At 54.8% G+C, this 11,434-nt stretch carries 11 protein-coding genes; 3 read left to right on the forward strand and 8 right to left on the reverse strand.

All coding sequences use genetic code 11. From position 1 onward, the window contains the following. Positions 1 to 24: 24 nt before the first annotated feature. Positions 25 to 663: a head GIN domain-containing protein gene (locus ACN0YD_RS10530; protein WP_417319539.1), complete on the reverse strand. Its 639-nt coding sequence runs from the start codon at positions 661 to 663 to the stop codon at positions 25 to 27. Between the two features lie 260 nt (positions 664 to 923). On the opposite strand from ACN0YD_RS10530, the gene ACN0YD_RS10535 reads away from it, so the two are divergent. After that, positions 924 to 1,817: a 50S ribosomal protein L11 methyltransferase gene (locus tag ACN0YD_RS10535; protein ID WP_417319541.1), complete on the forward strand. Its 894-nt coding sequence runs from the start codon at positions 924 to 926 to the stop codon at positions 1,815 to 1,817. A 91-nt stretch (positions 1,818 to 1,908) separates the two neighbouring features. Here ACN0YD_RS10535 and ACN0YD_RS10540 read toward each other — a convergent pair whose 3' ends face one another. The 5 genes from ACN0YD_RS10540 to ACN0YD_RS10560 form a co-directional block, all read right to left on the reverse strand. Further along, positions 1,909 to 2,160, reverse strand: coding sequence for a hypothetical protein (locus tag ACN0YD_RS10540; protein WP_417319543.1), 252 nt, complete (start codon positions 2,158 to 2,160; stop codon positions 1,909 to 1,911). 180 nt (positions 2,161 to 2,340) lie between these two features. Then, positions 2,341 to 4,440: an NAD-dependent DNA ligase LigA gene (gene ligA / locus ACN0YD_RS10545; protein ID WP_417319544.1), complete on the reverse strand. Its 2,100-nt coding sequence runs from the start codon at positions 4,438 to 4,440 to the stop codon at positions 2,341 to 2,343. 3 nt (positions 4,441 to 4,443) lie between these two features. Next, a complete protein-coding gene (gene recN / locus ACN0YD_RS10550) occupies positions 4,444 to 6,111 on the reverse strand; it encodes a DNA repair protein RecN (protein ID WP_417319546.1) in 1,668 nt (555 codons plus the stop codon). Between the two features lie 17 nt (positions 6,112 to 6,128). Further along, positions 6,129 to 6,914 (reverse strand): outer membrane protein assembly factor BamD, encoded by a 786-nt coding sequence (locus ACN0YD_RS10555; protein ID WP_417319548.1) that lies wholly within the window; start codon positions 6,912 to 6,914, stop codon positions 6,129 to 6,131. Between the two features lie 186 nt (positions 6,915 to 7,100). Then, a complete protein-coding gene (locus ACN0YD_RS10560) occupies positions 7,101 to 7,634 on the reverse strand; it encodes a PAS domain-containing protein (protein ID WP_417319550.1) in 534 nt (177 codons plus the stop codon). Positions 7,635 to 7,832: 198 nt separating this feature from the next. Between ACN0YD_RS10560 and ACN0YD_RS10565 the strand changes: the two genes are divergently transcribed. Together ACN0YD_RS10565 and ACN0YD_RS10570 are read left to right on the forward strand one after the other, a co-directional pair. Continuing rightward, on the forward strand, positions 7,833 to 9,200 hold the full coding sequence (locus ACN0YD_RS10565; protein ID WP_417319552.1) for a short-chain fatty acid transporter: 1,368 nt from the start codon (positions 7,833 to 7,835) through the stop codon (positions 9,198 to 9,200). 87 nt (positions 9,201 to 9,287) lie between these two features. Then, positions 9,288 to 10,283 carry a zinc ABC transporter substrate-binding protein gene (locus tag ACN0YD_RS10570; protein WP_417319553.1) on the forward strand — a complete coding sequence of 332 codons (996 nt, stop codon included), beginning with the start codon at positions 9,288 to 9,290 and terminating at the stop codon, positions 10,281 to 10,283. Between the two features lie 12 nt (positions 10,284 to 10,295). On the opposite strand, the gene ACN0YD_RS10575 is transcribed toward ACN0YD_RS10570, so the two are convergent. Both ACN0YD_RS10575 and ACN0YD_RS10580 read right to left on the reverse strand, forming a co-directional pair. Next, positions 10,296 to 10,865, reverse strand: coding sequence for a hypothetical protein (locus ACN0YD_RS10575; protein ID WP_417319555.1), 570 nt, complete (start codon positions 10,863 to 10,865; stop codon positions 10,296 to 10,298). Positions 10,866 to 10,947: 82 nt separating this feature from the next. Further along, positions 10,948 to 11,430: an Lrp/AsnC family transcriptional regulator gene (locus tag ACN0YD_RS10580; protein WP_417319556.1), complete on the reverse strand. Its 483-nt coding sequence runs from the start codon at positions 11,428 to 11,430 to the stop codon at positions 10,948 to 10,950. Positions 11,431 to 11,434 lie beyond the last annotated feature (4 nt).

Genomic DNA, 11,434 nt, shown 5'->3' on the forward strand with positions numbered 1-11,434 from the left:
CTACCCGTCAACAGTTGCTTCACCTTAATGGATATCGATGCTGCTGAACAGACCATCATCGGTCTTGATCTGTTTCGGCTTGCCGTAAACATCAATATTGCCGAAACCGCTGACTTTCGCATCGATGGATTCAGAGGCAAAGACTTCCACATTTCCGGCGCCGTTGACATCCACTTCCACGTCCTTGCATTCCAGGTCTTCGGCCTCGATATTGCCGGCGCCATTCAGTTCGATGACCAGTTTGTCGCACTTTCCTTCAAGTTCGATATTGCCGGCGCCATTCAGCTCGATCTCGAAATCGCCACCATCAAAGCCCTCGATTTCCGCGTCCACCGCCCCGTCAACATCGAGCTTGGTGAATTTGGGCATGGTCACATCCATATGCAGGCTGTCCCCGAGTTCGATCCCGTCCTTGTCATAGTCAATCACCAAGGCGCCATTTTCCACACGGGTTTTCAGACGGGCGACCTTTTTTGCATTTCCCGATACTTCAACGACAAACTTGTCGCCGATCTCCACATCCAGGGAGAGTCCGGTTTCAATCCTGATAACGGAAAATCCCTCCAGGTCCCGTGTCTCGGTCATGTCACTTCCGGCAAACGCCAGTCCGGCACTCATTGTCACAGACAGGGCCGTTGCTGCAATCAGTATCCCCTTCTTCATGTCGTTTCCTTCCTTTTTTCTCTTTCTTGTCGCGACATTCATCATTATCGCAGGTTTCGTTAATTTATGAACTTAGTATAAGAGAATGCCCCCGCCAATCACAAGTGGGGCGGCGGCCTCTTGTCGCAGATATGCATGAGCTGGTCGCATTTATCCCTCAAAACCGCGCTTTCCGGGTTGTTTTCCGGGCCGCATACGGCCATAAAGACGGTATGTAAAAAGGATAATTGCCCGTGAATGCCTCCCCTTCCACCTGGAAAATGAAAACAGAACTGCCTCTCGAGATCATCCCTGCTTTCGAGGAAATGCTCTATGCCATCTCCGGTGATCCGATACCGACCACCTCCTCCTTTGAAACAGCAGAGCGCCCGCACATCTGGTCCCTGGAGGCCTATTATGTGGAGCGTCCGGAGGAAGGCCCGATCCGTCAGGCTCTGGAGTTTGTCTGCAGCCAGAACGGCCTGGACATGCCCGATTTTGTCATCGAGGAAGTGGAACAGCGGGACTGGGTGGCGGAATCCCAGAAAATTCTGAAACCTGTGGATACGGGCAAATTCTTTATCTATGGCAGTCATGATGCGGACAAGGTCCCCGCTGACCGGATCGCCCTGCTGATCGAGGCCGGACAGGCCTTCGGCACCGGCCAGCATGGCACCACATACGGCTGCCTCCGGGCCATCGAGGATATCGCAGCCAAAGGCCAGCCGGAAAATATCCTGGATCTGGGCACCGGCTCCGGCGTGCTTGCCCTGGCCATGGCAAAACTCTGGGACAGTCCCGTCACTGCCAGTGATATCGATCCCATTGCCACCGACACCACCATTGAAAATGCCCGGGTTAACGACGTGACACTGGCGGCCTCGGCAGAAGACAAATCAGGCGTCTTTGCCCTGACTGCCGACGGGTTTGCCGACCCCCTGCTCGCCGGGCGCGGCCCCTTTGACCTGATTGTCGCCAACATCCTTGCCGGACCGTTGATCGACCTGGCCCAGGACATGGCCCGGAACCTGACAGACAACGGACGGCTCATCCTGTCGGGACTGCTGGACGAGCAGCAGGACAGGGTCCTTGAGGCCTACGCGGCACAGGGTTTTATACTGGATCAGGAATATGCCCTTAATGAATGGCGGGCGCTTACGCTGAAAAGGGCCTGAAGCGGGACCGGACCCGGGATAAAAACTCAGGGCAATAAAAAAGCCGGCTCAGGCCGGCTCCTTCATCCGATATGCAAGGCTACTGACTGGCTCAGGACGCCACATTCACAACAGCGATGTTGTCGTTGGCCGGCTCCTGGACAGGCACATAGCCTTTTTCCTGAAGCAGATCCATAAAGTCGTAGTCGGCCATAATCACGGAATGATTAATCTTACCGGTCAGCCTGGACATAAAAGCAGCCACTTTGTCGGCCAGCTTTTCGCCACCAAGATCTGTCACAGGTACAAGCGCTTTGTCCTTCAACAGATCCATGAAATCATATCCGTCGATATATTTTGTCATTGATCTATCCTTAAAATCTGTTGAATTATCCGGTGGTTATCCGCCGGTGACCCTTAGATAAAGTTTTAATCAAATTTTTGTAGATCATAAAATTGCGCGGCAGGCATGCGTTATTCGCATACCTCATCAACAAGGGTTTAACTTCATGCATAGCTATGAGATATAATAATCGCACTTCGGTTAATTTTGAGCGATCAAGTCCAGCCATTCATCTTCGGTCAGGGTCTGAATGCCCAGTTCTGTGGCCTTTTTCAATTTGGAGCCGGCACCGGGACCGGCCACCACAATATCGGTTTTGGCAGAAACAGAACCGGAAACCTTGGCCCCGAGGTTCTCCGCCGATGCCTTGGCTTCCTGACGCGACATCTTTTCCAGCTTGCCGGTAAAGACAATGGTTTTGCCCGCTACAAGCGAGCCTTCGGTTTTTGGCGCCTCAAACTCCTCGACCGTCACCTGTCTGCGAAGATTATCAACCACATCCCGGTTATGGGGCTCCGCGAAGAACTCCACAATGGCGTCCGCCACCTTGGGGCCGATACCGTCAATGTTCAGAAGCTCTTGATAGGCATCGCTTTCCCTGTCCCGGGCGGCCTCCATCTGTGTGGCGAGATTATCCATTGTCAGATAGTTCAAACACAGCAGACGGGCATTCTGCTGGCCGATATGACGAATACCAAGAGCATAAAGAAAACGATCCATACCGATTTTCCGGCGATCATCAATGGCCTGCCAGAGGTTTTTGACCGACAGCTCGCCCCAGCCTTCAAAATTTTTCAGCCGCTGCAGGTTATCTTCGGCCTCGTCCCGTTCCTGCAGGGTGAAAATGTCGGCCGGGCTCTGGATCATTTCCCGATTGAAAAAGAATTCAATCTGCTTGGCGCCCAGTCCGTCAATATCAAAAGCATTGCGGGAGACGAAATGCCGCAATCGTTCCACCCGTTGCGCGGGACAGATCAGTCCGCCGGAACAACGCCAGACCACTTCCTCGTCCTCACGTTCCAGATGACTGCCGCAGCTTGGGCAGGTTTTGGGAAATTCAATATCCCGGCCCCCATCGGCGGCTTCCTGTACCCGCACCACCTGGGGGATCACATCGCCGGCCCGCTGGATCACCACCATGTCGCCAATCCGCACGCCCAGTCTCTCAATTTCATCCGCATTATGCAGGGTGGCATTGGAGACCACCACACCACCCACGGTCACCGGTTCAAGCCGGGCCACAGGGGTTACCGCCCCGGTCCGGCCCACCTGGAACTCCACATCCTTCAGAATGGTAATCGCCTGTTCTGCCGGGAATTTGTGAGCGATGGCCCAGCGCGGCGCGCGGCTGACTATACCGAGCCTGTCCTGAAGGTCGAGCCGGTCCACCTTGTAGACCACGCCGTCAATGTCATAGTCCAGCTCCGCCCGCTGCCGGGCGATCTCCTGGTAATGCTCTATAGCCTCTTCCGCGGTCTTGCAGACACGCGTCAGGCTATTAATCGCGAAACCCCAATTTCCGAGATTTTCCAACGCACCATGCTGGGTCGCCGCCAGCGGTGTGGACACTTCCCCCCAGCCATAGGCGAAAAACCGCAAGGGACGTTCCGCGGTAATATTGCTATCCAGCTGACGCAGGGAACCGGCGGCCGCATTCCGGGGATTGGCAAAAATCTTCTTGCCCGCGGCCGTCTGTTTCTCGTTCAGGGCAAAGAAATCCGCCTTTCCCATATAGACCTCACCGCGCACTTCGAGCACGTCGGGCCAGTCCTTACCCTGCAAAACTTTGGGAACATCACCCAGCGTCTTGAGGTTTTCGGTGATATTCTCCCCGACCCGGCCGTCGCCGCGGGTCACCCCCTGGACAAACTTCCCTTTTTCATAGCGCAGGGAGGCAGACAGGCCGTCAATCTTGGGTTCCGCCGTCAGGGCAATTTCGTCACTGCCCGCAAGGTTGAGAAAGCGGCGGCAGCGGTCTACGAAATCGATGACGTCCTGATCATCAAAGGCATTGTCCAGGGACAGCATGGGTTTGGCATGCTCCACCTTGGCAAAACCGCCGGCCGGGGCAGCCCCCACACGCCCGGACGGGCTGTCTTCCCGGACCAGATTGGGAAAAAGCTTCTCAATTTCTTCATTCCTGAGACGCAGCGCATCATAATCCGCATCGGAAATGACCGGCGCATCCTGCTGGTGATAAAGCGCGTCATGGCGGGAAATTTCCCCGGCGAGCCTTTCCAGTTCGTCACGGGCCTGGTCTTCTGTCAGTTTATCAGGGGCAATAAGGTTCAGATCAGACATATTTTATCCCTGCATCAGGCTTTCGGCCGCCGCACGCGCTTCATCTGTGACCGTCGCCCCGGCCAGCATGCGGGCAATTTCTTCACGCCGCGCCGACTGATCCAGGGCTGTAATGGTGGTGTTCATCCGGTCATTTTCATCAGTTTGCGACTTGCGGATCAGCCAGTGGCTATTGCCCCGGGCCGCCACCTGCGGTGAATGGGTGATCACCATGATCTGGGCATGTTCGGACAGACGTTTCAGCCGTTCCCCGACCGCATCGGCCACCGCACCGCCGACACCACGGTCAATTTCATCAAAAATCAGGGTCGGAACGGTATTTTCCGCAGCCAACACCACCTTGAGGGCAAGGATAAAGCGGCTCAATTCCCCGCCTGACGCAATCTTGATCAGACCTGCAAAAGGGGCGCCCGGGTTGGTGCTGATTTCAAATTCTACTTTCTCGCCGCCGGACATCCCCCAATCCTCTTTTGGCAGAGGTGTCAGCGTTGTACGGAATTTGGCCTTTTCCAGTTTCAGGGGTGGCAGTTCTGCATTGACCAGTTCATCCAGTTTTGCAGCCGCCTTGAGCCTTGCCGTGCTGAGCGCCTCTACCGCCTGATGGAACGCCTCTTCCGCCTGCCTGACTTCACCGGTCAGGCGACGGACTTCCTCATCCCCGAATTCCAGGGCGCGCAGCCGTTCCGCGAACTCCTCTTTCAGCGCCGCCAATTGATCAACCTGACAGTTATGTTTTCGCGCCGCCGCCCTGAGGGCAAACAGTCTCTCCTCGCTATGCTCCAGATCCTGCGGATCAAATTCCAGATCACGCAATGTCTGTTCCAGCCCGGAGATGGCTTCAGCCGTTTCAATGGCGGCCCGGTCCAGAGACTGCACAACAGATTCTAGTAATCCGTCATTTTCCGCCATCCGTTCCAGACGCCGAAGCGCCCCACGCAGGGAGGCATCTGCCCCCTTGTCATTCAACAGATCGGACAATACCTCGTTCAGGCCGTCGGAAAGCTTCTCCCCCTTCATCATGTGGGCGCGCTGCTCCGACAATTCCTCTTCTTCCCCTTGCCGGGGTTCCAGAGTTTCCAGTTCTTCAAGATTATAGCGGATATATTCCTCGTCCCGGCGGGCGTCGGATAATTTGTCCTCTTCGGCCTGCAGGTCGGCTTTCAGCCGGACCAGCCGCCCATAGCTGTCTGCGACAGCCCGCAGTTCCTTGCCGTAGCGGCCATATTCATCAAGCATGGCCCTGTGCCCGGCCGGATTGAGAAGCCCCCGTTCGTCATGCTGGCCGTGGATTTCCACCAGCATCTCGCCAAGCTGGCGCAGAAGACCGATACTGACAGGCTGATCGTTGACAAATGCCCTGCTGCGGCCCTCGCTGGAAAGTGTCCGTTTCAGGATCAGTTCACCGGGTTCATAGTCCAGCCCCTGTTCGTCAAGGATGGACCAGAGGGAAAGATCGGTAGAGAGGGAAAATTCGGCAATTACAGTGCCCTGCTCCGCGCCGTGGCGCACAAGTTCACGTTCGCCGCGCTGGCCAGTAGCAAGTCCCAGGCTGTCCAGAAGAATGGATTTACCGGCCCCTGTTTCTCCGCTGAGGACGGACAAACCGTCCGGCACGGGGATTTGCAACCGGTCGATAAGAACAATATCCCTGATGGTAAGACCGATCAGCATCCGGACGCGAGAGCCTCCTAGTTGGAATATTTCTGCATCAACTTGTAACTATATTCGTACCATTTGCTGTCCGGGAAGTTGTGCCCCAGCACACTGGCAGTTTTAACCGCTTCGGGATAAATCCCGAGGGTCATATAGAGCTCGGTCAGACGATGCAGGGCTTCCGCCACATGACTGGTGGTCTCATAGTCTTCCACCACGGTGCGGAACCGTTTAATCGCGGACATATATTCACCGTTCTTCTGGTAGAAACGACCGATTTCCATTTCCTTGCCGGCCAGGTGATCCTTGGTCAGGTCGATTTTAAGACGCGCATCCTTGGCATATTCGGACAGCGGAAACCGCCGCACAACCTCGGTAAATGCACTCAGCGCCTGTTCGGTAATTTTCTGATCCCGGCGCACGTCGGCAATCTGCTCGTAATAGCAAAGCCCGGTCAGGTAATAGGCATAGGCCGCATCCTTGTTACCGGGATGCAGGGAAATAAAACGACCGGCTGTAAGGATCGCCTCCTGGTACTTGTTGGCCATATAATAGGAATAGGCGGACATAAGCTGAGCCCGGCGCGCCCAGACAGAATAGGGGTGCTGTCGCTCCACCTCGTCAAAGGCCACTGCGGCATAGCGGTACTGCCCCTTGTTAATATAGCCCAGGGCCCAGTCATAGATTTCCTCGACGGACCTGTCCTCGTATTTCAGGGTATCCCGGCCACTGCAGCCAGCCAGAAGGACCAGTGCAGCGATCATCAGAACGGCATTCTTCGTGAGTGTGGAAAGGGAAGGTTTCCCGATTTGAAAATTCATACTCTACCTGTTTTTATCGTGCCCGGGAGACACCTCCCGTGGGCAGTTTTTCCAGCCTTGTCAATCCCCGTTACCGGACGCTGGCCCGAATCTGGCAGGACTATAACACGCCAAATAAGAAAAGAGCCAACCCCTTTTTACATTCGGGTCGGCTCTTTATCAACAAAAACAAATCGGTCAGAATTCTCAATCGCCGGAGAGGGAGAAAATGAACTCGCTGTATGACATTCCCTGGTCCAACAGCAACTGTTCGAGCTGCAGATATGCCTTATCCAAACCGTCTTTTGGATTGGCGGCCTCCTGCTCGGTCCGGCGCAGGCTGGCATATAACTCCTCGACCTTGGGCAATACTTCACGCTTGGGAGAACGGCGGCTGGAATGATAGCCGCATGTATTGCCGTTCACATCCAGGGAAGGTGTGACATAGGCAAGGACCCAGTAATAACCGGTGTCCCGGCAGCTGTTTTTCACATAGGCGAAGATTTCCTCGCCACGTCCCAGCGTGTCCCACATGAATTTGAAAACGCACCGCGGCATATCCGGGTGGCGAATGATATTATGGGGTTTACCAATCAGTTCATTGACTTCATAACCGCTGACGTCACAAAAAACGTCATTGGCGTAGGTAATTTTCCCCTTCAGATCGGTCTTGCTGACGATAATGTCCTCTTCCGAGAAAAAGACTTCCTGATCCTGGACTTCCGCGGTCCTTGTCGACATCCTTGTTCCCCTCCTTATTTGCTTCTGGATGGAGCTATCAGGCTGAGCCTGAATAGAATTCAGTATCGTTTCAAACGAACCCTACTGCCAAAAATTGAAGAAAAAGTGAATTTTTCCCGGTTTGTCCTTTTGGCTTGAATCTGTTGCCCCATGCTTCACAATAAAACAAAAACAGAGGGCATAAAAACGGAGGACTTCATGAAATACTTCCAGCTAATGGCGAAACCCTTTACCCTTTTTGTCGAGAGGTTTTATCCGGACCCCTTTGTCTTTGCCGTTCTTCTGACCCTGGTAACATTCCTGATTACCTTCGGCCTGACCGATACCACCCCGATGGGAGCTGTTACAGCCTGGGGTGACGGACTGTCCTCCCTGCTTAACTTTATGGCCCAGATCAGTATTATGCTGATTGCCGCCCATGCCCTGGCCCACACGGACACCGTCCAGCGGGGCCTGCGTTTCCTCGGCAGGCTTCCGACGAGCCAGGCGGGGGCCTATCTCATGGTCGCTGTCTGTGCCGGTCTGGCCAGTCTGTTGTCCTGGTCCCTGGGCCTTGTTGCCGGTGCCCTTCTCGCCCAGCAGGTGGCGATTGAAGGACGTCGCAAGGGCCTGCGCCTTCATTTCCCCCTGCTTGTGGCTTCGGCCTACAGTGGTTTCGTCATCTGGCACATGGGATATTCCGCCTCTGCACCGCTGTTTGTCGCCACACCCGGAAATGCGCTGGAAGATAAAATCGGCGGCATGATCCCTGTCACCGACACCATTTTCGCGTCCTGGAATATCGCCATCGCCTTTGTCACCCTGTTTCTGGTGGCCGCAACCTGCAGCCTGATGCGCCCCAAGGAAGAAGACATCATCGAGGCCCCGGTCGACGCCATAGAGTCCCTTCAGGAAGATGAGAAAGAGGCCGAACGTTCCGCCGGCCACGCCCCCCCCCTGACCCCGGCCGGAAGACTGGATAACAGCCGACTGATGTCCATAGTCATGGGCCTGTTTTTGATGGCCTATCTGATCCACTGGTTTTCCAGCAAGGGGCTGAACCTTAATCTCAACATCGTCAACTGGTCCTTTCTTGCCCTGGGGCTGTTGCTGGCGCGCAATCCGCTTCACTATGTGCGGCTTGTGGGTGACGCCAGCCGTACCGTCGCGCCGGTCCTGCTGCAATATCCCTTTTATGCGGGCATCATGGGGCTGATGTTCAACAGCGGGCTAGTCAATATCATTTCCGACTGGTTCACCGGTATATCCACACCGCAGACCCTGCCCTTCTGGGCGTTTATTTCCGGGGGCATCGTCAATTTCTTTGTCCCCAGCGGCGGCGGACAATGGGCGATCCAGGGACCAGTCTTCATCAGTGCAGCACAAAACCTTGGCGTTGATCTCCCCCTTGTGGTGATGGGAGTGGCCTACGGTGACCAGTGGACAAACATGATCCAGCCATTCTGGACCCTTCCACTGCTGGCCATTGCCGGACTTCATTTGCGCCAGATCATGGGCTATACCTTTGTTGTCTTCCTGGTCAGCTTTCTCACTTTCGGCGGGGGGCTGCTGATTGCATCAGGTTGAAAAGACTTGACGATATTTGCAATCCACTCTTGACTTTGAAGCCTCAAGGCCTCAGATACGTTATGTTATAACGAATTTGGACAATAAATGATCACCAGTTTCCACAGGGCACTTCTGCTACCTATGATTTTCCTGGCTACCGCACTGCCGGCAGAGGCCAGAAAGCTCGATATTGTCGCCAGCATCAAACCCGTCCACTCCCTGGTTCAGTCCGTGGTGGGACACGACAATGAGGTTACCCTTCTGCTGGACAGCTCCCTGGATCCCCATATTTTCCGCATGCGCCCCTCCCACATCCGCAAGGTGGTTAATACGGATGTCCTGTTTTATGTGGACAGGAAACTGGAGACATTTCTGGAAAGCATCGTCGACAATGACCAACATTCGGTAAAATCTGTCGCCCTGTCTGGCGCCGCAAACCTGAAGCTTCTGCCCTATCGCACCAGCAAAATCTGGTTTACCGAGGAAACCGGGGACCATGAGGGCCACGATCATGAGGAGATGGACCTGCATATCTGGCTTGACCCGGAAAATGCCATCCAGATGGTCAGGATGATCGAGGAAACCCTGTCCGGGCTCGACCCGGACAACCGGGTGACCTATATCCGCAACTCCAAACTGGTCATCAAGCGTCTTTATGAACTGAAAGACCGGCTTCGCCAGGACCTGCGCCCCTTCAGGGAAAAACCCATCATGATTTATCATGATGCCTTCCAGTATTTCGAAAAAGCCTTTTCCCTCTATAGCGTCGGTGCCATCCAGTTGAAGGCGGACAGCCCGCCCAGCGCCAAACACCTGAAAGCCCTGAAAAGGATCGCCCGCGATAAGCATGTGACCTGCGTACTGGGCACCCCCGGCGCCCATCCGCGTATCGCCACAGTGGTGATGGGCGACACCTCAGCCAACTATGATGTAGTTGATCCCCTGGGGGTCTATCTGGAACCGGGACCGAGCCTTTACATGGAGCTGATAGAGGAAATCGCCCTCACCCTGCAGGATTGTCAGGCGGGCGGCGGTGATGTCTTCGACATCGACCCCGGCTTGAAAAAGGACGTGCCACCGCCCGGACTGGATTTCCAGTAAGGCCTATGCCGCCTAGTAGGGTGTCAGCAACCTGACCAGATATCTGCTGCTTTCAGAATTGGCATCATCAATGGTCTTGAGCTGATAACGGGTGAACAGCTGTCCGTAATCCGGCAGATTGATTTTGGCCGTCAGGGGCGAGAAGGACAGGGTATTCTCATAGAAAGCGACTTCCTTGGCCGCCAGATTGAAATAATCGAGGCGAACTTCCAGCTTTCGCATGCTGTAACCGGCATCTTCAAAATAAACCCGTTCCGGTGTTTCCACAACAAGTATGGCGTCGCTGAGCTCCACAGGGTTACCCGCCATAAAATCGGGGTTCAGAAGATCCTGCCAGTTGATCACCACTTCCCCGCCGCCATAGTTCCTCAGAGAAGGGAGCGCCCGCTGCGACAGGAATTCCCGGCTTTTTTCCTTTGGATAATCCGGCCGAATCAAAACGCGCAGGACAGGGCGGGAAGATGTCGCCCGCGCCTCACCGGCCTTTACTGTCTCCTCAGGCACATTCTGGGCCATGAGCCCCTGCGCCGGCAGCAAAAATGAAAGAGAAGAAGCGAAAACCAGTGGAAGGGATTTATGCATGACGCCCCCGTTGTCCAGAAAAAACAAAACTGCGCTCAAAAACAGTTTATGCCCAAATCATCACTGCGGTCAAACGGCCATTTCAGTTCTCTGTCTTGTCCACAAATCTCAGGGGTAGACGGGTGGTATGCTTTTTCTGTTTAAGCACAAAAGAAGTACTGACCGAACGCACCACCGGCAAACGCATCAGAAACTGGGACTGGAACTCTTCATACTCTTTGATTGACCGGCTGATCACCTTGAGCAGGAAATCATAGTCGCCGCTCATGGAATAATATTCCAGCACCTCGGCCCGCTCCCCGATCATCCGGTCGAACTGGTCCGCCTGGTCAAGCTGGTGTTTTTCAAGCATCACCTGACAATAGGCGACAATGGGCAGGCCGATCTTTTCCGGATCAAGCAGGGCCACATAGCGGTCGACAATCCCCTCGTCCTCCAGCCTTTTGACCCGCCGCCAGCAGGGTGATGGCGACAACCCCACACGCTGGGCCAGGTCGTTATTACTGAGACGCCCGTCCTCCTGCAGCTCCCGCAGGATGTTAAAATCAATATTATCCAATTTCATGGAA

Origin of the sequence: Emcibacter sp. (assembly GCF_048269205.1) — a bacterium.
In the GTDB taxonomy this organism is placed as follows: Bacteria; Pseudomonadota; Alphaproteobacteria; order Sphingomonadales; family Emcibacteraceae; genus Emcibacter.